At 51.2% G+C, this 22,235-nt stretch carries 14 protein-coding genes; 3 read left to right on the top strand and 11 right to left on the bottom strand.

The genetic code is table 11. The annotated features are described in order from the left end of the window. Positions 1-232 precede the first annotated feature (232 nt). Positions 233-1,270 carry a TerC family protein gene (locus tag VC28_RS01710; protein WP_082191360.1) on the top strand — a complete coding sequence of 346 codons (1,038 nt, stop codon included), beginning with the start codon at positions 233-235 and terminating at the stop codon, positions 1,268-1,270. A gap of 42 nt (positions 1,271-1,312) precedes the next feature. On the opposite strand, the gene cysG is transcribed toward VC28_RS01710, so the two are convergent. The 7 genes from cysG to VC28_RS01675 form a co-directional block, all read right to left on the bottom strand. Beyond that, complete coding sequence (gene cysG, locus VC28_RS01705; protein ID WP_049629135.1) at positions 1,313-2,710, bottom strand: siroheme synthase CysG; 1,398 nt, start codon at positions 2,708-2,710, stop codon at positions 1,313-1,315. 8 nt (positions 2,711-2,718) lie between these two features. Beyond that, positions 2,719-2,988 (bottom strand): Txe/YoeB family addiction module toxin, encoded by a 270-nt coding sequence (locus VC28_RS01700; protein ID WP_049629134.1) that lies wholly within the window; start codon positions 2,986-2,988, stop codon positions 2,719-2,721. Then, positions 2,969-3,241 carry a type II toxin-antitoxin system Phd/YefM family antitoxin gene (locus VC28_RS01695; RefSeq protein WP_049629133.1) on the bottom strand — a complete coding sequence of 91 codons (273 nt, stop codon included), beginning with the start codon at positions 3,239-3,241 and terminating at the stop codon, positions 2,969-2,971. Before VC28_RS01695 ends, VC28_RS01700 begins: the two co-directional genes overlap by 20 nt. A gap of 94 nt (positions 3,242-3,335) precedes the next feature. Continuing rightward, complete coding sequence (locus tag VC28_RS01690; RefSeq protein WP_156184262.1) at positions 3,336-3,950, bottom strand: hypothetical protein; 615 nt, start codon at positions 3,948-3,950, stop codon at positions 3,336-3,338. A 30-nt stretch (positions 3,951-3,980) separates the two neighbouring features. Then, positions 3,981-5,267 carry a serine--tRNA ligase gene (serS, locus tag VC28_RS01685; RefSeq protein ID WP_049629131.1) on the bottom strand — a complete coding sequence of 429 codons (1,287 nt, stop codon included), beginning with the start codon at positions 5,265-5,267 and terminating at the stop codon, positions 3,981-3,983. Between the two features lie 32 nt (positions 5,268-5,299). Beyond that, positions 5,300-5,674: a fluoride efflux transporter CrcB gene (gene crcB, locus VC28_RS01680; RefSeq protein WP_049629130.1), complete on the bottom strand. Its 375-nt coding sequence runs from the start codon at positions 5,672-5,674 to the stop codon at positions 5,300-5,302. Between the two features lie 14 nt (positions 5,675-5,688). After that, positions 5,689-7,029 (bottom strand): replication-associated recombination protein A, encoded by a 1,341-nt coding sequence (locus VC28_RS01675; RefSeq protein ID WP_049629129.1) that lies wholly within the window; start codon positions 7,027-7,029, stop codon positions 5,689-5,691. A 255-nt stretch (positions 7,030-7,284) separates the two neighbouring features. Here VC28_RS01675 and VC28_RS01670 point away from each other — a divergent pair, with 255 nt between their 5' ends. Both VC28_RS01670 and VC28_RS01665 read left to right on the top strand, forming a co-directional pair. Beyond that, a complete protein-coding gene (locus VC28_RS01670; protein WP_049629128.1) occupies positions 7,285-11,943 on the top strand; it encodes an Ig-like domain-containing protein in 4,659 nt (1,552 codons plus the stop codon). Continuing rightward, a complete protein-coding gene (locus tag VC28_RS01665) occupies positions 11,940-12,557 on the top strand; it encodes a hypothetical protein (RefSeq protein WP_049629127.1) in 618 nt (205 codons plus the stop codon). The genes VC28_RS01670 and VC28_RS01665 overlap by 4 nt, the downstream gene beginning before the upstream one ends. A 74-nt stretch (positions 12,558-12,631) precedes the next feature. Here VC28_RS01665 and lolA read toward each other — a convergent pair whose 3' ends face one another. From lolA to VC28_RS19445, 4 genes are all read right to left on the bottom strand, one after another. After that, the gene (gene lolA / locus VC28_RS01660; RefSeq protein ID WP_049629126.1) at positions 12,632-13,264 is read right to left on the bottom strand and encodes an outer membrane lipoprotein periplasmic chaperone LolA; all 633 of its coding nucleotides are present in this window, start codon (positions 13,262-13,264) and stop codon (positions 12,632-12,634) included. A gap of 111 nt (positions 13,265-13,375) precedes the next feature. Continuing rightward, a complete protein-coding gene (locus tag VC28_RS01655; RefSeq protein ID WP_369799053.1) occupies positions 13,376-15,745 on the bottom strand; it encodes a DNA translocase FtsK in 2,370 nt (789 codons plus the stop codon). 125 nt (positions 15,746-15,870) lie between these two features. Continuing rightward, positions 15,871-17,379: a sensor domain-containing diguanylate cyclase gene (locus tag VC28_RS01650; protein ID WP_049629124.1), complete on the bottom strand. Its 1,509-nt coding sequence runs from the start codon at positions 17,377-17,379 to the stop codon at positions 15,871-15,873. Between the two features lie 62 nt (positions 17,380-17,441). Then, on the bottom strand, positions 17,442-22,235 hold a 4,794-nt coding region (locus VC28_RS19445; RefSeq protein WP_197085473.1), incomplete at its 5' end, for a putative Ig domain-containing protein.

Below are 22,235 nucleotides of genomic sequence, written 5' to 3'. Positions count from 1 at the left end.
TGAGAAATCACTATGGGCTTGACCCTTGGATAACAACTTTTATACTGGCCGAACGAAGGGGAGTAGTTCCCGCCGCGCATGTCGTCAATACGAGTCGTTTAGCTCCGGCCGCGCGGGCAAGGTAAGTGGTAACACCTTGTGAACGAGACCTTTGTCGCAATGACAAAGGCTTCCTTTTATGTTCGTTTTCCTTCCGTCATTGCGTTTTCAATCCATTAATGACGGAGCTATCATGCGTAAATTAGTCACTCCTCTCTTGCTTTTGCTACTTCCGGCAATTGCTTCTGCAGAAACCATCACCCCTGTCAGCCAAAACATCAGCGTTGGAACTCCATTGCTCTGGGCGATTTTTTTTGGGCTGGTGATTGTTGTTTTGTTAATTGATCTGGTGTTTGTGGGCGGCGGCAAACAACACCGGGTTTCACTCAAAGAAGCCGGTACCTGGTCGTTGATTTGGATAACACTGGCCATGCTGTTTGGTGCCGGACTTTGGTGGTACCTGGATCATCACTACACCCGCGAATTGGCAAACACCAAAGTACTGGAATACCTGACGGGCTATTTGGTAGAAAAATCACTCGCCGTGGATAACGTTTTTGTCTGGCTAATGCTATTTAACTTTTTTGCCATCCCATTTGAACTGCAAAAACGTGTGCTCACCTACGGTGTGTTGGGTGCGATTGTGATGCGCACCATTATGATTTTTGCCGGTGTGTGGCTGATTGAACAATTCCATTGGATGCTGTATTTGTTCGGTGCCTTTTTGTTATTCACCGGTATCAAAATGTGGTGGATGGCCGACAAAGAAGTACATTTGGAAAATAACCCGCTCATCAAATGGATTAGAAACCACTACCCTGTCACTACCGAACTCAGGGGCGAGCGTTTCTTTGTTACGGAAAATGGCATACGCATGATGACCCCACTGTTTCTAGCCTTGGTGATGGTAGAAATATCGGATGTGATTTTTGCCGTTGACTCAATCCCCGCTATTTTTGCGATTACTTCTGACCCTTTTATTATTTTAACGTCGAATATATTCGCTATTTTGGGTCTGCGTGCCATGTACTTTTTATTAGCGGATATGGCGGATAGATTCAGTTACCTGAAATACGGTTTAGCGCTGGTGCTGGTCTTTATCGGTATTAAAATGATGATGATTGATATCTATAAAATTCCTGTCGGAATTTCCTTGGCGGTAGTAGCTACATTAATAGGTAGTTCGGTACTCATCTCATTGGCAAAAACCAAGGAAAAATCGAACACTTAATTTTTAAGATTAAGAACTAGAAAATAAACAACGCCTGAGTAATCAGGTGTTGTTTATTTGCGGTGTAAACCAGCATAAACTTTCATGCAACTGCACCACTTCACCAACAATAAATAATGTGGGTGCATGTACATCATTGGCTGCAACAACATCAGCGATAGATGTTAAATCCGATACAAGAACACGCTGCTGCTGCGTGGTACCTTTTTCAATCAAAGCAACCGGAGTATTGGCCGCACGGCCATGTGCAATCAGGGATTCACAAATTTCTTTTAACCCTACCAGCCCCATGTAAAACACCAGTGTCTGGGTTGGATTCGCCAACTCTGGCCACTGTAAATTAGTATCGTCTGATTTCAGATGCCCAGTAACAAAACGCACAGACTGGGCATAATCGCGATGGGTTAATGGAATACCCGCATAAGCAGCACAACCGGATGCAGCAGTAATACCCGGCACAACCTGAAATGGAATTTTATTCTGCGCCAGCAATTCAATTTCTTCACCGCCGCGACCAAAAATAAATGGATCGCCGCCTTTTAAACGCAATACGCGCTTGCCCTCTTTGGCCAAATCCACCAGCAACTGATTAATATTTTCCTGCTGCATAGTGTGTTCATTGCGGCGCTTGCCCACATAAATACGCTCGGCATCGCGGCGCACTAATTCCATCACACCGTCTGATACTAAACGGTCGTAGAGCACGACATCCGCCTGCTGCATCAAACGCAACGCGCGCAGGGTTAAGAGTTCAGGATCACCGGGGCCGCCGCCCACCAAATAGACTTCACCTTGAGTCAGCTGAGTTTGATCGCCCGTTAATTCACGCGCAATTAATTCATCCGCCGCCGCTTGTTGCCCATTAAACGTTAATTCAGCAGCAGGGCCTTGCAGAATTTTTTCCCAAAATTTTCGGCGGCTATCGCCATCGCTAAAACGCGCTTTCACACGATCACGCCATGAACTGGCCAACTGCGCTAATTTTCCATAACTCGCTGGAATTAAGGCCTCCAATTTTGCACGCACCAAACGCGCAAGAACTGGCGCTTCACCACCACTGGACACCGCAATCACCAGCGGCGAGCGATCGATAATTGCAGGGGTGATGTAAGTGCAAAGCGCCGGTGTATCTACCACATTTACCGGCAAATTCAGGGCTTGGGCATCCGCAGAAATTTTTTCATTCAAGGCTTCAATATCCGTTGCCGCAATCGCCAACACACAACCTTTCAAATCACTGGTGTGATATTCGCGCTCATGCAGCTCGCCATTATTCTCCGCCACCAAACTGCGCAGCTCAGCAGAAATCTCCGGTGCCACAATACGCAAACGCGCGCCCGCTTTAGCAAGCATACGCCCTTTGCGAGTTGCCACTTCACCTCCGCCCACCAACAAGCAGAGGCGGTTTTTTAAATCGAGAAAGACAGGGAAATAATCCATAGAGGTATCTACTGATCGTAATGACCACCGATGGCGAAAACATAAATCGAGTGGTCATCAAACTTATAAATGAGGCGGTCTTTGTGAGAAATACGTCGCGACCAAAAACCAGAGAGATTGTGCTTGAGCGCTTCAGGCTTACCAATTCCTTTGGTTGGATCTTTAGAGCGCAATAACTCCTTCAACACTTTACACAGGGCTTTATGCAGTGCTTTGTCGCGCTCGCGCATATTTTCATAAGCCGCCCAGGTTTCGCCCTCAAACACCAGTGATTTCATTGAGTTCCCCTTCCGTGGGTTGGTAACCGGAGCTTTGGCTGTGGGTTTTCAGCGAAACGGCTATCTGCCGCATCAAGTCACTGGACTGCAAAACATGCAGGGTTTCCTGCTCCCTCTCCCAGTCTGCAGCGCTAACGACCACAAAGTCTTCACCGGCACGGCGAGTGACCTTCAAAGGCTCATGATTGTGGATAACATCCTCAACCAGCACTTTCAAATTATCGCGAAAGCGATTGACGCTTACCGTTTCCATAAAGCACCTAAATGTACGGGATTTCCGTACATAATATCGCAATAGGAATCGAAGAAACAACTAGGAGTTAAATAGAAACAATTTATAGGCAGCGCTATTCAACACCAGCATTCTGTTTGAAATTGGGATTTACATTGAAATAACTGCGAAGAGATATAATGTAGTCATTGGCTGAATTGAAGCTCTGCGGTGGAGTGTACTGAAACTCATCTCCAGTAATGCGAGATAGCTGATACCAAATTTTCATAGAGGCATCCAAAACACGCAAATAATAAAATGGGTCCATGCGAATATCATTCCCTCGAAGCTCTAAATCCAAACGGTTGTATGCATCAAAAAATTCTGCTGCAGTACTCTCTAACGCTTTAATAGCTGACCGTAAGTCAGCATTTAATCTTGGTTTCGCTTTTTCTGCGTAAGTAAAAAAATCAACTAAATCCAATTGTTTTCTATTGGATGCGGGAGTGTCATAGGGCACTTTTCCATAAATAATTTTACATGCCACTACAAATTGTGTATTCAACCGACTTATAACACCTTGCTCCATATCCTTGATCTTTTTTGCTTCCGACAGCATTCTCCACTTATTAATTAATGAGTCAAAATAAGCGAACCCGAATAAATTAAAAAGTTTTTCTATAAACAACACCAACGCATCCATGATCACCACCATCTTCATTGTTGTGGGTATCGCTTGCGCTCCACCCACCCTACAATTCCACATGAGTGAATAGTGCAATTACTTTTTAACTGGCACCAACACTTCAGTGCCACCCATATAAGGGCGCAACACTTCAGGAATAATGACGCTACCGTCTTCTTGTTGGTAGTTTTCCAACACTGCCAGCAGAGTGCGGCCAATCGCCAAGCCGGAACCGTTAAGGGTGTGTAGCAATTCGGGTTTGCCGGTTTCTTTGTTGCGGTAGCGCGCCATCATGCGGCGGGCCTGGAAGTCGCGGAAGCTGCTGCAAGAGGAAATTTCGCGGTATTTATCTTGCGATGGTACCCAGACTTCGATGTCGTACGTTTTGGCGGATGAGAAACCAATATCGCCACCGCACAAAATCACTGTGCGGTGTGGCAAGCCGAGTTTTTGCAAAATAGTTTCAGCGTGACCAACCAGCGCTTCAAGTGCCGCATCTGATTCTTCCGGGCGTACAAATTTTACCAACTCGACTTTTTCAAATTGATGCTGGCGAATCATGCCGCGAGTATCGCGACCGTAGCTGCCTGCTTCGGAGCGGAAGCAAGGTGAATGGCACACTAATTTAATCGGCAGTTGGGTTTCATCGACAATTTCATCGCGATAAATATTGGTCACCGGTACTTCAGCGGTAGGGATCAAATAAAATTCGCGGTCGTCGGTTAATTTGAATAAATCTTCTTCAAATTTAGGTAGCTGGCCGGTGCCGAATAATGAATCGCGGTTCACGATAAAAGGCACGTTCACTTCTTCGTAACCGTGTTGGTTGATGTGGGTGTCCAGCATAAATTGTGCGAGCGCACGATGCAGACGCGCTACGCCGCCACGCAATACCGCAAAGCGGGTACCGGTGATTTTGGTGGCGACTTCAAAATCCAAACCGCCCAGTTCAGCACCCAGATCAACATGATCCTTAATAGGGAAATGAAAACTGCGCGGCATGCCCCAGCGGCGCACTTCTACGTTGTCTTCATCGCTTTTACCTTCAGGCACTTCATTAGCAGGCACGTTGGGGATTGCTTTAACAAACTCATCCCATTCAGCTTGAATGGTTGCTAACTCTGCTTCTGCACCGACCAATTGTTGCTTGATGTTTTCCACCGCTTGCATCATAGGCGCGACATCTTCACCGGCTTGTTTGGCTTTGCCGATACCTTTGGAAATGGAGTTGCGCTCGGCTTGCAGGTTTTCAGTTTTTACCTGAATCTCTTTGCGTTTTTCTTCTAAGGCTTGAATTTTGGCAACATCCAGTTGGTAGCCGCGTTTTGCCAAACCCTGTGCTACTTCTTCGGTAGCGGTACGAAGTAATTTTGAATCTAACATGATGAGTAATTATCTATATGAAGTTAAAAGTATTAAAAAAATTTTTGGGTTAACGCCATTCCAGAAAATGCCATTAACAATCCTACAATTACCGAACTGCTTGCATAAATAAGCGCATTCAATACATAACCGCTCTGCCACAACTGCAATATTTCCAGCGAAAACGCGGAGAAGGTTGTGAAACCACCCAAGACACCGGTGATAAAAAACAAGCGCCACTCAGTAGATAAAGCCGTTTTCTCAACCAGCAGCACATAAGCGACACCGATTAAAAACGACCCGAGAATATTCACGATAAATGTGCCTAACGGAAAGCGAATACCCAGCAGTGGAGTTAGATAGCTGACTGCCGCGAATCTGAGTACAGATCCGAGTGCGCCACCTGCTGCAATTGCTAACCACTGCATTGTCTTTTCCTGGTCTATTTTTTGTAGCGTTGCTTTTTACTTTGTTTGTCCAGCTCGCGCAAATGCGCGAGCTTTTCCTGAATTTTTAATTCCAGCCCACGTTCCACCGGTTGATAGTAACGGGCTTGTGCGATCTCTTCCGGCAGATAATTTTCACCCGCTGCATAAGCGCCAGGCTCATCGTGGGCGTAGCGATATTCCGCACCATAATCCATATTTTTCATGAGTTTGGTGGGGGCATTGCGTAAATGCAGGGGAACATCGTAGGCCGGCTGGTTGCGCACATCGGCCATCACTTGATTGAACGCATTATACACAGCATTGCTTTTAGGGGCGCAGGCTAAGTAGACAACGGCTTGGGCTATGGCCAGCTGCCCTTCCGGGCTACCTAAACGCTCCTGCACATCCCACGCGGATAAACACAACGGCAGCGCGCGCGGGTCGGCGTTGCCTATATCTTCACTGGCCATACGCACTACGCGGCGGGCGATGTAAAGCGGATCGCAGCCACCATCGAGCATTCTGGCAAGCCAATACAAAGCACCGTCGGGTGATGAGCCGCGCACAGATTTATGCAGCGCAGAAATTTGCTCATAAAAAATATCGCCGCCTTTATCAAACCTGCGCACATCGCTGGCAAGTACTTCAGCAACGACCTGTTCATTGATCACTTTTTTATCGCCGTCTTCATCGGCCAGATCAGCGGCAATTTCCAACAGGTTAAGCGATTTACGTGCATCACCATCGGCGGCTTGTGCGAGCGTCATCAGGGTATCGTCGTCGATACTGATCTGCTGCGCGCCCAAGCCGCGCTCTTTGTCATTGAGTGCTTGCAGCAATACGTCTTTCAATTGCTCCGGCTGCAAGCCGCGCAACACATACACGCGGCAGCGCGAGAGCAACGCATTATTTAATTCAAACGAAGGGTTTTCAGTCGTCGCACCGATAAAAATAAAAGTGCCATCTTCCACGTAAGGCAAAAATGCATCTTGCTGGGATTTATTAAAACGATGGACTTCATCGACAAACAAAATGGTTTTGCGACGAGTTGAGATTCGCTCCTGCTGCGCCGCCACCACCGCCGCGCGAATTTCTTTTACACCGGATAGTACTGCAGAGAGGGTTTCAAAACAGGCATCGGCCTGCTCGGCAAATAACTTAGCGAGCGAGGTTTTGCCCACGCCGGGTGGCCCCCACAGGATCATTGAATGCAATTGCCCACGGGTAATCGCTTCACGCAGGGGTTTGCCCGCTGCCAGAAGATGCTCCTGACCTATGTAGTCATCCAAATTGCGCGGGCGCATGCGCGCGGCAAGCGGTTGATACGCGGGTGTGGGTGATCCGAATAAATCCATGCGATGCTCGAAAATCGTTGTTCAACACCTTTCGGCATTTGAGTAAGAAATGGGAGTGCAGCCATTATAAGTCGCGAGATCATCAATCTCATATAGATAGAGTCAAAACCAATATAATGTACGAGCTTTTTATTCTGTTCTATCTTTACTCAATAGGATTTTGATTAAGTAGTCCCTAACCAATAGATCGATCAACAAAAAAGCCCTACCAATTTTAATAACAACTAACAGTAATCCAGATCTGAGGTGTAGCTATTGACTCGCTCATTTAATCGCCAAAAAAACGGGGGGCGCACATACCTGGCCCACCTATTCACCCTGACAATCTTCTGTGGTGCTACCCAAGCCCATGCGGGGGATTTGGTCGCTTATTGGAAGTTTGATGAGACTGTCGCTGGAACCCAAGCCGCAGACAGTTCGGGCACAGGTTATCCAGGCACACCTACAGGTGCTGGCGGGGCACAAAACATGCCCCAACCCAACACCACAATAAAAGCGCCCACTGACTTCCCCAACGCCGCCAGCCTGTATTTTGATGGAGATGATGACTATCTGGATTTGCCGGATGGATTTGCCGATTTCCGCACGGGTATGACCATCACCCTTTGGGCTCACCCTACTGAGTTGAAAGAATGGGGGCGTTTTTTTGACTTTGGTAATGGTGCATCGAGCGACAACATCATCATTGCCAGAAATGGCAACTCTCAATTTTTTTACTACGAAGCTTATAACGGCAGCAGCACCATCAAGGTGAATGGCGCTACACCCATCAAACTCAATGAGTGGCACTACTACACAGTGACGGTTGAAGGCGCAGATTCAGCCACGCCCGGACGAACCCGGATTTACGTAGATGGCGTGCTGGATGCAGACCAGATGGGCAATGTTCCGTTGAACTTAACCCGGATAAATAACTACATCGGCAAAAGTAACTGGGGCGACCCTTATTACAAAGGTTATATCGATGAACTGCGTATCTATAAAAGGGCATTAACCGCAGCAGAGGTACTGGCGTTAGCAGAAGGGGCTGAAGGCCCTTCCGGCCTGCCCATGTCCACTACTCCCGATATGCAAGCCGCCAGTGATTCGGGAACCTCCAATAGCGACAATATCACCAAGATTGTCCAGCCCGTTTTTTCCGGCACAGCGGATGTGAGCACCACCGTTACACTCAGCTCCGATATTGATGGCGATCTGGGGACAGCAGCGGTGGATGGCAGCGGCAATTGGAGTATCACCCCCAGTAGCGCCCTGACCGCAGGCACCCATAAGATCACTGCCAAGGCAACCGATGCAGGGAACAACACCGGTATTTCCAGTGCCCCGCTCACCGTTGTTATCGATACCACTGCTCCGGCAGTGACGGTAAATACCCTTACTACCAAAGACACCACACCGCCTTTGTCCGGTACTGTGAATGATGCCAACGCCAGCGTCAGTGTGACGGTGGCGGGCCAAACCCTTGCTGCAACCAACTCGGGGAGTGGCAACTGGAGCCTTGCCGATAATAGCCTGAGCACACTCACTCCCGGCGTGCTTGACGTACAGGCCACCGCTACCGACATTGCCGGTAACTCAGGCCAGGACGCTACCAACAATGAGTTGAACCTTGACCTTACTGCACCCAGCGGTCACAGCCTGATGATAAATCAGGCTGTAATTAACACAGCAAACGAAAACGCCCTCAGCTTCACCATCAACAGCGGTGAAGTAGGTGCCAGTTACACGTTTACGATTACCAGCAGCGGCGGCGGCACAGCAGTCACCGGTTCGGGCACGATCAGCAGTGCCAGCCAGTTGATCAGCAACCTGGATGTTACCGCTCTGGGCGAGGGAACACTCACGCTCACCCTCGTCCTGACAGACCCGTTGGGCAATGTCGCCAGCGATGTGACGGCCACTGTGCTGAAGCAATATGCACTGCCACCAGTCATTACCCAAGGGGACAGCACCAATGTCACTATGAGTGAAGATGGCACACCCCAATCTTTCGCACTTAGCCTTTCCGCCACGGATGCCAATGGCGATACACTCACCTGGAGCCTAATATCTGCCCCAGCACAGGGAACCGCCAATGCCAGTGGTAGCGGGGGCAGCATTAGCCCGAGTTACAGCCCTCGTGCTGACTACAACGGTAACGACAGCTTTGTCGTCCAGGTCAGCGATGGTGCCCTCACCGATACTATCCGGGTGAATATCACCATCACTCCGATCAACGATGCGCCTGTCATCACTGGTACACCGGCCACCCGTGTCAGTGAAGACAGCCCCTACACCTTCACACCCGGTGCCAGTGATGTCGATACGGGAGACCTGCTGGGTTTTACCATCGCCAATAAGCCTGCATGGGCACTGTTTGACCCTGCAACAGGCCGCTTGAGTGGTACTCCAACCAATGCGGATGTGGGTGTTTATAACGCCATACAAATCAGTGTGACCGATGGTGTTGCAAGCACCGCGCTGCCAGCTTTTAACCTGGAAGTCATAAATAGTAATGACGCTCCGGTTGCCAAAGCAGACCGTTTTTCTATGACCGCCAATAGCAACAACCAGTACCTGCTGGATGTGTTGGCTAACGACGAAGATATGGATGGCGACCCACTCCAGCTGATGCAGGCGCGAGCACCCCTTGGACAAGTCAGTATGGAGACCGGAGGGCTGAGATATATGGCACCTGCCGGCTTCCGCGGTCAGGTCAATCTCAGCTACACCATCCGCGACCCTTCGGGTGCTACAGCCCAAGCGGATGTTGTGCTGCTGATTACGGGCGAAAGCAATGCGGCAACACCCATTATTACGCCACCGGCAGATGTGGAAGTGAATGCCACCGCGCTCTATACCAAAGTAGATTTGGGGCAAGCCTCGGCGGTAGATACCAACAATCGCCCCATAGCGGTATCACTGGTGGACGGCACCTCCCTGTATCCTCCCGGGGTTTACCAAGCCTATTGGCAGGCAACCGACAGCAACGGCAACCAAGCGCTGGCCAGCCAAAAAGTCAGTGTCCATCCGCTGGTTTCCCTGGGCAAGGATCAAACGGCCAGTGAAGGTACCCAAGTGACTCTTAAGGTGCATTTGAATGGTGTCAGCCCGGTTTATCCACTGGTGATTCCGTTCAGCGTCGGTGGAAGCGCCGATAACAATGACCACGACTTGCGCAGCGGTTCAGTCACCATCACCAGCGGTACAGAGGCAAGCATCCAGGTTCATCTGCTGGAAGATGGCCGTGCAGATTCCGATGAAGAGCTGGTGATCAGCCTGTCGCCTTCGTTAAATCTGGGCGCAAAATCATCCTCACGGATAACAATCAGCGAAGCCAATATTGCGCCTGAAGGGCGCATCGAGGTCACCCAAAATGGCCAGAATCGCCTGACAGTGAGCCAACAGGAAGGGCTGGTTACTGCGCAAGCCAAGGTGAGTGATGCCAACCCCGATGACGCTTTAACATTAGTGTGGGATGGGGGCTCTTTGGCTAACTTTTCCACCCGCCCCGATCACTTCCAATTTGACCCCAAGTCGCTCGCTGCGGGGGTTTATCCTCTCGCGCTCACAGTAACCGATGCAGGAGGCTTGAGCAGCCGCGTTCAAGCCTATGTGGAGGTTCTGCCGCAATTGGCAGTGTTGGGTGACGAAGATACCGATGGTGACCTGATTCCCGATGCCATTGAAGGTTATGCCGATGCTGACGGCGATGGCATACCTGACTATCTGGATGCCATTAGCGACTGCAACGTCATGCAAGAAACGTTGCAGACATCGGTCGAGTACCTTGCCGAAGGTGATCCGGGTGTCTGCCTGCGTAAAAATGCCTATCTGACAACAGATTCAGCAGCAAATCCATCAGGCGGATTGTTGGTTAACACCGTCCAGATTGCCGATGAGGCCGCACACAATATCGGCGGGTTGTTCAGCTTTATCGCCTACGGCCTCCCACAAGCGGGGCAAAGCTACAATCTGGTGCTGCCCCAACGCCAACCCATTCCCGCACAAGCGGTCTATCGCAAACTGCTCAATGAGCAATGGCAATTTTTCATCCAAAATGAGCGCAATCAGCTATTCAGCACACGCGGTGAACCCGGATTCTGCCCTCCACCGGGCGATTCGCTCTGGCAACCCGGATTAACCGAGGGCGACCACTGTGTGCAATTATTGATTGAAGATGGCGGCCCCAACGATGCAGACGGAGAGGCCAATCGCGCGATTCTGGACCCGGGTGGCGTGGCAGTGATGTTGAGCGACAACCGGCCACCGCTTGCAGTGAGTGAAACCCTGCAAAGTCTGTGGAATCGCACCGTCGAGCTGGATGTATTGGCCAACGACAGTGACCCCGATGGCGATAACCTTAGTGTAGTGAGTGCATCCTCTCCGCTGGGACAAGTCGTTGTCATCGACCGGACTCGCCTGAGCTATGCCCCGCCAACTAACTTTGGCGGCAACACCTGGATTGACTATTCCGTGAGCGATGGCCGTGGTGGCATTAGCTCCGCAAGGGTCAACCTCACCGTGATAACGAATAGCCTTCCGGTGACGCAAGCCGATCAGGCCAGTACCGATGATCGCACCCCTATCACCCTGAACGCTCTGGCCAACGATACCGATGCCGATGGTCATACCCTCAGCATCGTCTCGGCGACAGCCCAGCATGGCACCCTGATTATCAATAGCGATCAAACCCTCACCTACACCCCTAAACCAGGGTTCGATGGTGTGGATCAGATTGCCTATCAAGTCGATGACGGCAATGGCGGTCAGGCTCAGGGGACTGCCAGTGTTAGAGTCAATGCATACCAAACCACCAGCATCAGTAACCAGTCCTCCTCTGGCGGCGGCAGTACGGGCTCCATTCTTCTGTTGCTACTACTGGGCTTACTGGCTCCCTACTCTTACAGGCTCCACAAGGATCGCATTCAATGAAAAAAATAATCCTCATTGGCAGTTTATTCTTCGCCCTGCCTGCATTATCGGCAGACGTGCGGGTTGGCCTGCAACTTGGTAAAAGCAACACTGCAACACCCGCCCTGCCTGACAATCTGCCAGGGCAAAATACCGCGATAGTGACCAGTAAAGATTCCGATACCAGCTGGGCAATCGAGCTCAACTACAGCTGGGGGGATAACAAGGAGTCATGGAAGGGAAAAGGCTATTGGTTGTTGGGTTATAGCGACCTGGGAGAAGGTAGCGCCAGTATCCGCGGCGATAGCCTAACGCCAGAGCAATATCATCAGGCGCTAGCGGAAGTTACCCCTATTTTAGGGGCAGGCTGGTTAGTGGGCGCGGGCTATGAGCTGGTACAAAAACAGGCCTGGTCACTGGTGGCCGATGCGGGAATCTTCAGCTGGGAAAACACCATTAACAGCAGTGCAAACAACCGCACACTGAAGAGCGAACAAAAGGGGAATGATGTATTTATAGGGGCAAAGTTGATTTACCAATTGGATAGCCGCTGGGCACTGCAAGCCGCTGTACGCCAATACCAATTGCCAGAGCCAGTGACGGATTTCAGCGTGGGCGCAAGGTTGGCTTTTTAATCCACCACACGCCCACTGGCTCTGCTTCTCAAGTTAAAGCGATATACACACAACAAGACTGATTCCGTTGGGAATCAGTCTTTCAACACCTCAACGCCTTCCGGTATTTGGAAGAAGAATTTTTCTTCGGCAAGCGGCTTATTGCGTTGAACGTTACTGAGTACGCAGCGAGTCACCTGCCCCAAGCTGTCTTTAATTGCAAATTCACTTAATTGGCCAGCTTTGAATACCAGCGTTAAATGTTGAAACATGCCTTCAGTCACTTTGGGCGTGAGCGTAAACGCATCGGCAGATGTATTGCTGGCATCGCGCGTAACGGAAAATTGTTTGCGCAATTGTTCTGCATCAGCGCTCAATAAAAGTGCCGGGGTTTCGCGCAGGTCATCGGTAAATTCACGCACGGTGACGGTTTCCAGATCAGGGTCGTACAACCAAATCGTTTTATTATTGGAGACCAATAATTGCGGCATAGGATCGAGCGTTTTCCAATAAAATTTACCGGGGCGCATCAGCATAAATTCACCGCTGCTGGGTTCATCTTGTTTTACGCCATCTTTGTCGTAAGTCGTCTGCACAAAATTGCCTTGCAGGCTATCCATGGCATCAAGCTGTTTGCGCAATTGCGCAGCGGCTTGGTCATCGGACGCAAGGGCAGAAAGCGTAAATGCACAGAGCAAACCAGTAAAAATTCGGGCGAATAATTTCATAAAAATTCCAAGAGTAAAGTTGTGATCGACACTCAAAAGGTGCTCGCCCGATCCTATCGGGCGTAGATGAACGGCAGGTAAATCGGGCGCGATAAATCCCGCAAAGAAACGCTAATTAAAATCGCGCCCACCACCGACTAATACTTCGCGGTTGCCGTTGTGACCCGCTGAGGAGACAACACCGGCGGCTTCCATGGTCTCGATCAGACGTGCAGCGCGGTTGTAGCCGATGCGCAATTTGCGCTGCACTGATGAGATAGAGGCTTTGCGCGATTCAATGACAAACTGCACGGCTTCATCGTAAAGGGCATCGGTTTCACCATCATCACCCTCGCCACCTTCACTCGGCAATCCCGGTACCGGAATGGAGTTGTTGTCATCGTCGGTAATGCCGTCGATATATTGTGGAGCGCCGCGCTTTTTCCAATCCGCCACGACTTTATGTACTTCGTGGTCATCCACAAACGCACCGTGAACACGAATGGGAACGCTGGTGCCCGATGGCAAATAGAGCATATCCCCGTGACCCAGCAACTGCTCTGCGCCACCCTGGTCCAAAATGGTACGCGAGTCGATTTTGGAGGAAACCTGGAATGCGATACGCGTGGGCACGTTGGCTTTAATCAAACCGGTAATGATGTCTACCGATGGGCGCTGGGTTGCAAGAATCAGGTGAATACCTGCCGCACGTGCTTTCTGCGCAATACGGGCGATAAGCTGCTCTACCTTTTTCTTATCGACGATCATCATCATGTCGGCGAATTCGTCGATCACCACCACGATAAACGGCAGCTCTTCCAAATCCGGCGCGGTGGCAACTTCGGCTCCCGGCTCAAAATTTTCTTCTGGCTTGAACAGCGGGTCTTTAATCGGCTCACCCGCTTTGATTGCATCGTCTACCTTGCGATTAAAACCGGCGAGGTTACGCACACCCAACGCTGACATCAGCTTGTAGCGGCGCTCCATCTCGCCTACACACCAACGCAGGCCGTTGGAGGCATCTTTCATATCGGTGATAACCGGCGTGAGCAAATGGGGAATCCCCTCGTACACCGACAATTCCAGCATTTTCGGGTCAACCAGAATCAAGCGCACTTCTTTGGGTGTGGACTTGTACAACAGGCTGAGCAGCATGACGTTCACGCCCACGGATTTCCCCGAACCGGTCGTACCGGCTACCAGCAAGTGCGGCATTTTGGCGAGGTCAGACACAATCGGCTCACCGGAAATATCGTGCCCTAGCGCCATAGTGAGCGGAGATTTGGCGTTATCGAAGACGTCGGAAGCGATCACTTCGGACAAACGCACCATCTCGCGGTGCGCGTTAGGGATTTCGATCCCCATCACTGATTTACCCGGAATAACTTCCACCACACGCACCGACACGACCGCAAGTGAGCGGGCGAGATCTTTCGCGAGGCCGGAAATACGGCTGGCCTTGATACCCGGCGCGGGCTGGATTTCAAAGCGGGTAACTACCGGCCCCGGCTGTACCGAGACCACTTCGATATCGATGCCGAAGTCTTTGAGCTTCAACTCCAACATGCGCGACATAGCTTCCAGCGATTCTTTGGAATAGCCCTTGTCGCTGCGTTTATCGGCAGGGTCAAGCAAGCTCAGTGGCGGCAGCTGCCCCACCGCTGGCTCCAGCGATTCAAACAACGAAGGCTGTTTTTCTTTCTCGATACGCGGGCTGGGCGCGGGCTTCTTTTTAGGCGGCTCGGTAATAATGACCGGCGCAACACGCTTGGCTTCTTGTTTTACGTGCTGCTCAACCACTTCACGGCGATGCTCTTGGGCTTTAACAGCAATTTGCTTTTCCGCTTTCTCGCGGCGATACACCTGCCATTTTTCCAGTGCGCGATTGATTCCGACCAGCGTCCAACGGCCGATATCTTCGCTGAGCTTGAGCCAGGAAAGATCAGTAAAAATAGTCATGCCCACCAAAAACATCGACAACATCAGCACTGTGCCACCGGTGTAATTAAACGCATTGAATACGCCGTCAGAAACCGCTGCGCCTAACAATCCACCGTTTGAATACGGCAATACCGATGCGCCATCGCTGTAGTGCATGGCCGCAATACCGGTACCCGCCACCATCACCAATATCAGTCCGACGGCGCGCAAACCGAAGAACAACCAATCAATTCCGTCCTGTTGGGTGCGGTCGCGCAGCACCAACCAGGCACGATAAGCAATCATCACCGGAAACAAATACGCGAGGTAACCAAACAGCGAGAAAAACACATCGGCGATCCAGGCACCAAACGCCCCACCCGCGTTCTGGGCGATGGCATTTTCACCGGTTTTTGACCAGCCCGGGTCATTCGGGTCGTAACTGACCATCGCAATCAGCAAATACAGGCAAATAGCGCCCAAACCAATCAGGGCCCCTTCTTTCAGCAGGCGAACCAGTAGGTTGGATGTTTGCTCGGATGCGGGGGCACGGCGTTGTGGTGTGGCTGATTTCAAAACAATATCCCGTTAGCTTTTTATAGGGTCGATACGCAATGACGTATAACAGATGGGGCTATTGTAATTACTGGCGGCAGATTTACCACCGGCAAGATCGTCTCGTGAGGAATAGACAGGTAATTAACCGCTTAATGCTGGGTTTCAGCAATGATGGATTCCATACCCGGAGCCCAACAAGTGACCTGATTGCGGCCGTGTTGCTTGGAGTAGTACAGAGCTTCATCCGCTTGTTGGACTAATTGGTTGGGCGTAGTCGCCCCCATGCGGATGGAGGTCACGCCAAAACTGCCGGTCACTTTAATGCCGTTGGTTTCGGCCTGGGCAATTTTTTCGCGGCAACGTTCGGCAATCATGCGCGCCTGTTCAAGCGGTGCACCGGGCAGGATGACGCAGAATTCCTCGCCCCCAAAACGCGCCACCATATCCATATCGCGCACCACTTCGCGCAGGCTGTTGGCGGCCATTTTAATCACCTCATCACCCGCCGCATGACCGTAGGTATCGTTTACTTTTTTGAAGAAGTCGATATCCGCCATGATGCAACTGAACTCGGTATCGCCCGCGCGCGCGCCATCAAATTTCCCGTTGAGATGTTCATACAGTGCACGGCGATTGAAGCAGTTAGTCAGTGGATCGCGCGTGGCGAGATAAGTCAGCTCTTTGTTTTTGGATTCAATTGCTGCCTGACTCGCCGCCAATTCCTGAATCATGTTTTCCAACAAACGGCTTTTGGATTCCAGCTCGGTAATATCTTCAAATACAGCAATAGTGCCCTGGCTTGAGCCTTTGGCATCCAAAATGGGCACTGCATTCACATGGAAGATTTTTTCATTGCCATCGGCCTGCGGTAACAGCACCCGCACACCGGTTTGTTTCACGCCAGTGCTGACTGCCGTAATCCAGGGATATTCGCGTGTTTCTTGTTTGGGGTCGATAAACCAACCAAGATTGCTGGCCTTTTTCGCCATAACCGACTGCTCGCTGCGCCCTAAATGTTCGATCAGCGCGGTATTGGCCAGCACGATTTGTTCACGCCTGTCCAGAATCAACACGCCTTCCGCCAAAATATTCAATGCATTGCGCACCCGTGCGGGTACGACCGCACTGGGGTCCAGGTGCTTCAAGGCGCGCTTGATGTAATACCAAAACCCCACAAAGCCACTAAGCGAGACAAAGATAACCAGCAGGATGAACGTGGGAATCCCGAAAATAGGATGACTGTCGCTCATCAGGGGTTCAAAAGTGATTTCAAAATCAGCGCGCTTGGCACCGTTGATCATGAGTGGAAAACGCACATGGGTCGGCGTGGATTCGTGCGGTTTTGCCTTTGCCCATTTTTGCGCATGCAATTTGGTTTGCGTAACGATAATACCGTCGTTACGGCGCACACCGGCCGATTCAATCTCGGGATTGCGTTCTACCGTCGATTCCAGCAGATACTGCAGCAACACATCATCGCCACGCATGATGGCCACCGTCACTTGCGATGCGAGTGTTTCTGTCAGGCGCTTGCGCACATCCAGTTGTTGGCGCTCGGCACCGGGTGTTAGACCTATCGCTTGCGCGAGGATCAGGATAGACACCGTCAACACCACCAAGCCCAAACTCAACCTGACTGCAGGAGTAAAACCAAACATTATCTCGCTGGATTCCTTAAATAATTAGCTACACACAACCCATAACAACACCTGCTGGTAGATCAGGGGCCTGGCTCTTTGCGTTGGGCATGGTCAAACAAATAGCCCACTTCTTTGGAACTCTTGTCTTCACGCTCGCGGTCTTTGCGCTGCTGCTCCAATTCTTTTTTGCGTTTATTGACCTCATCCAGAATCGGCAGTGGGTCAAGCCCACGCCAGAGCGGCAGCATCGACATCATGGTTAACAATAGACTGCTCGCGCGCAAAGACCAAACCAGCAAACCGGTTGTGATGGAAAAGGTAATCCCTGCCACTATGGCACGGCGATCTTGCTCTTCTTCCATCGCTTCATCCATCTGCGCGCGCAGGCGGCGGACTTCACTATCAAAATCGGCTTCTTCCCAGGGAGCAAAACCTGAATCCGGTGATATCAAACCCGCCAGTGCGGTTGAGGCCGTCAGGGTAGTGAGGGGTTTGGCATCGGCTTTTAACATGTCCTGCGCGCGCTCTATATCGCGGCTGGATTTGTCGTTGAGGTTGGCATCGGGGCGCAGGCTTTCGTCACCGGAATCCACGATGGGTGCCTGACCAGTATCGGGCAATACTGGCGGGGTGATGATTGTGGTATCTCCATCCCCTGTTGAACCGCCACCATCAGGCACTGGATCAGTACCCGGTACCTCTGTCCCAGGGGGAGTTGTCGGAGGTGTCGTTGGCGGTGTCACAACCGGTGGCGTTGTAGGAGGCGAAACCGGCGGTTCAACCACCGGTGGTGTCACGGGAGGAACGACTGGCGGAACAACGGTTGATGCAGCAACCGTGACTTTAAAACGGGTATCTACCCATGCGCCGTCTGCATCCTGGGCACGCAAGGTGATAGTGGACTCACCTCCCGTTGCTGAGGCAAACGAAATGGTCATCATCCCGGTCGCCGGATCAATCTGAACGCTGGTAGCCACGTTGTTGTTGGTATTACCGATCAACGACCAGACAAGGTTTGTGCCGTTTTCAATATCGCTGGCGATATTGTGCAGATTCATCTGCTGGGGTGCACTGCCCGCATTGACCTTCATATCAGCAATACCCGTGGATACGGGTGTGTCATTCACGGGTTCAAGAGTGATCCGCACCAGATTATCCACCCAGGCACCCTGCTCGTCCTGCGCGCGCACGACCAACTCGCTAACACCGAACTGATTGGCACCGTAGTTCAGCTGCAATTTACCGGTAGCAGGATCGATACTGGCGTTGATAACCAATGAGGGATTGCTGTTGCTGATGACGGTATACACCAGATCGCTACTGGCGGTTTCGGTATCGCTAAACACTGCCCACAAATCAACCTGATCGCCCGCTGCATCTTCAAGATTGTTAATCACCACAGTGCCCGATGTTTGGGGCGCTTCGTTAACAGCGGTCACCCCCAACTGGAAGCTGGCGGTTGCCGTGGCAATGCCGTCGCTGGCAACAATATGGATTGCAATGGTGCCAGCATCGGCATTGGTGGGAGTGCCACTGAAACTCAAGGTCGATGAATTAAATCGCAACCAATCGGGCAAGGGTGAACCATCCGCTCTGGTTGCGGTGTAGGTCAGCACCGTACCCGCATCGGCATCGGTAAACATATTTGCGGGAAAGGTCACGCTAAATGGGCTGTTAGCCACGGCAGTTTGGTCGGCAGGCGCAATCGCCACTACCGGTGCGTCATTCAGGTTGTTGATGGTAATGACAAAACTGTCACTCACACTGCCGTTACGGCTATCGGTTGCGGTGACTTGCACGGTGATGCTGCCGATATCGCTCGCCGCGGGTGTACCGCTAAACCTACCCGTGGCCGCATCAAACACCAGCCAGGAGGGCAAGGCCCCACCGCCACTCAGTTGCGCACTTAAGCTCAGGGTATCGCCATCCGGATCAACAAAGGTAGATGCCGGGATCGTAAAACCAAATGCCTGATTCTCTTCCACTGACTGATCGGCAATCGGGCTCTGCACCACAGGCAATACGTTAGGTGGTTGCGGGGCGATGGTGATAACAAAACTATCGCTTATTAAGCCTCCGGCACCATCATCAGCCGCGATTTCAATATTCAGGGTTCCAGCCGTACCTACAGGCGGAGTGCCGCTGAAGGTGCGAGTAGCGCTGTTAAAGTTAAGCCAGGCAGGCAAAGCACCGGAATTGGATGTTGCGGTGTAAGTCAGCACATCGCCTACATCTTCATCACTGAACGTGTTGCTATTGAATGTGAACGTGAAGGCTGTAGTCTCGGTCGCACTTTGGTCAGGCAAGGGATTGGCGACAAGAGGTGCGTCGTTAGTGTTGGCGACCACAATGTCAAACGTCTCAACCACTTCACCGCCAAACCCGTCATTGGCTGTCACTTCAACCGTCCAGGTACCTACATCACCATTGGCAGGTGTGCCGGAAAAGGTGCGTGTTGCGGCATCAAAACTTAACCAGGGCGGCATGCCACCCAAGGTGGCGAGCTCAGCGGTGTAGGTAAAAGTTTGGCCAGCATCCACATCGGCAAAGGTGTTGATATCAAATTGGAAACTCCAGGCAGAGTCTTCGTTGACTGTCTGGTTAGGAATTGCCTGGTTTACCGTTGGCGCGATGTTGGTGTTGATCACCGTGATATCAAAGAAATCAGAGGTGGATGCACCGTGGTTATCGGTGGCAATCAATTCAACCGTGATGGTGCCCGCCTGATGCCAATGCGGTGTTCCCCAGAAGGTTCTGGTGGCCTCATTAAACTGCAGCCAGCCCATACTGCCGCCGCCCGCCAATTGCGCGCGATAAGTAATGGTGTCATTCGGGTCGGGGTCGGAAAAGGTATTGAGCGGAACCACCAGATTAAAAGGATCTTCCGCATCGATTGTTTGGTCGGTAATCGGGTAATCCACTACCGGTGCGGTATTGCTGCCATCATCTTTGGCGATTTTAAATGCCAGATCCCAGCCCCCTGCATCGGGCACACCGTTATCGATAAATGTTCCATCGGGGAAGACATTGCCCGGTAAGCGCGAGAACAGCACTTTGTCGTCGGTGCCGCTACTGCTTACCTGAATGACATAGGTCTGGGAGCCATTGAGTGAGACATTGGCAAAACTGAAGGTATGCCAACCAAAACCATCCCCACTGATTTGGGTTGATGAAATAGAGGCAGTGCCCAGTACCGCACCATTCCATCCATCGCGCAGCTCTACCGTGATCGTTTGCACTGCAGCATCTGCAAAACGCGCCAAATACAAACCGACTTCATTGACGGTGTAAGTCGCGCCCACGCTGTTGTAGAAAAAGCTTTGGCCAATCGGCGTTGGCGATAGCGGCAGCTGGGTGGTGCCATCGCCTGTGTCTATGTATTCGAGATCACCTACCGGATTGACGGTGAGGGTAAAGGTGTCAGTTACGGTTGCGCCAGTCGAATCTTCTGCCGTCACATCGATCGTTAAGGTGCCTATGTCGCCCACACCCGGAACACCGCTAAAGGTGCGGGTGACAGGATCAAAACTCAGCCACGCAGGCAAGCCACCGCCACCATTTAATTGCGCAGAATAGGTGAGCGTATCGCCTGCATCTGCATCAACAAACGTGCCCGCATTAAATTGGAAATTAAATGCAGACGCTTCAGTGGCGGTACGATCAGGGAGTGGAATCGCAACCGTGGGCGCATCATTCACATTTGCGACAGTAATTGTGAAGGTATCGGTGACAGTTCCACCGTTGCCATCGTTCGCGGTTACATCAATCGTGAGTGTGCCGACATCACCGTTAGCAGGAGTGCCGCTGAATGTGCGAGTAGCGGAATCAAAACTCAACCACGCAGGTAAACCACCGCCGCCATTTAATTGCGCGGAATATGTCAGCGAATCAAGCTCAGCATCCGCAAATGTATTGGATGCAAATTGAAAATTAAACGCGGCATCTTCTGTCGCATTTTGGTTGGGAATGATGTTCGCAACGGTGGGTGCATCATTCACATTTGCGACGGTAATTGTGAAGGTGTCGGTGACAGTTCCACCGTTGCCATCATCGGCGGTCACATCAATCGTGAGAGTACCTACATCACTGTTGGCAGGTGTACCGCTGAATGTGCGTGTAACAGGATCAAAACTCAGCCACGCCGGTAAACCACCGCCACCGTTTAATTGTGCTGAGTACGTCAGTGTTGCTCCCGCATCCACATCGGCAAACGTATTGGCGGCAAATTGAAAATTAAACGCAACATCTTCTGTCGCATTTTGGTCTGGAATGATGTTCGCAACCGTGGGCGCGTCATTCACATTTGCGACAGTAAGCGTGAAGGTATCGGTGACAGTTCCACCGTTGCCATCATTCGCGGTTACATCAATTGTGAGCGTGCCTACATCACCATTAGCAGGTGTGCCGCTGAATGTGCGAGTAGCGGAATCAAAACTCAACCACGCTGGTAAACCGCCGCCGCCATTTAATTGCGCGGAATATGTCAGCGAATCAAGCTCAGCATCCGCAAATGTATTGGATGCAAATTGAAAATTAAACGCAGCATCTTCTGTCGCATTTTGGTCTGGAATGATGTTCGCAACGGTGGGCGCATCATTCGCAGCATTGACGGTGATATTGACGGTATCGGTATCGGTCAATGTGCCGCCACTACCGGTATTACCCTGGTCACTGGTGGTGATACTCAAGACCGCCCCGCCATTGAAGTTGGCAGTCGGGTTGAAGGTCAGGTTATTCAGCGCGGTGTTGATGTCTGCGAGTGTGCCTGTGAATACCATCGTAGTATCGGCAGTGCCATCGCCGGTAGTAAATGCCAATCCGCCCGTGCCACCCAGAGTCAGTGTGCCATTGGTTACTGACAGCGTAACTTCCAA

The sequence above is a fragment of the Cellvibrio sp. pealriver genome, from assembly GCF_001183545.1.
Taxonomy (GTDB): domain Bacteria; phylum Pseudomonadota; class Gammaproteobacteria; order Pseudomonadales; family Cellvibrionaceae; genus Cellvibrio.
Note: the sequence above shows the minus strand (reverse complement) of the source record. Positions and strands in the feature narration are given on the sequence as shown.

Coding starts and splice junctions, on each gene's coding strand:
- crcB (WP_049629130.1), bottom strand. CDS start 5,674: ATGCAGTGGTTAGCAATTGCAGCAGGTGGCGCACTCGGATCTGTACTC.
- VC28_RS01650 (WP_049629124.1), bottom strand. CDS start 17,379: ATGTTTGGTTTTACTCCTGCAGTCAGGTTGAGTTTGGGCTTGGTGGTG.
- lolA (WP_049629126.1), bottom strand. CDS start 13,264: ATGAAATTATTCGCCCGAATTTTTACTGGTTTGCTCTGTGCATTTACG.
- VC28_RS01665 (WP_049629127.1), top strand. CDS start 11,940: ATGAAAAAAATAATCCTCATTGGCAGTTTATTCTTCGCCCTGCCTGCA.
- VC28_RS01700 (WP_049629134.1), bottom strand. CDS start 2,988: ATGAAATCACTGGTGTTTGAGGGCGAAACCTGGGCGGCTTATGAAAAT.
- serS (WP_049629131.1), bottom strand. CDS start 5,267: ATGTTAGATTCAAAATTACTTCGTACCGCTACCGAAGAAGTAGCACAG.
- VC28_RS01675 (WP_049629129.1), bottom strand. CDS start 7,029: ATGGATTTATTCGGATCACCCACACCCGCGTATCAACCGCTTGCCGCG.
- VC28_RS01695 (WP_049629133.1), bottom strand. CDS start 3,241: ATGGAAACGGTAAGCGTCAATCGCTTTCGCGATAATTTGAAAGTGCTG.
- cysG (WP_049629135.1), bottom strand. CDS start 2,710: ATGGATTATTTCCCTGTCTTTCTCGATTTAAAAAACCGCCTCTGCTTG.
- VC28_RS01710 (WP_082191360.1), top strand. CDS start 233: ATGCGTAAATTAGTCACTCCTCTCTTGCTTTTGCTACTTCCGGCAATT.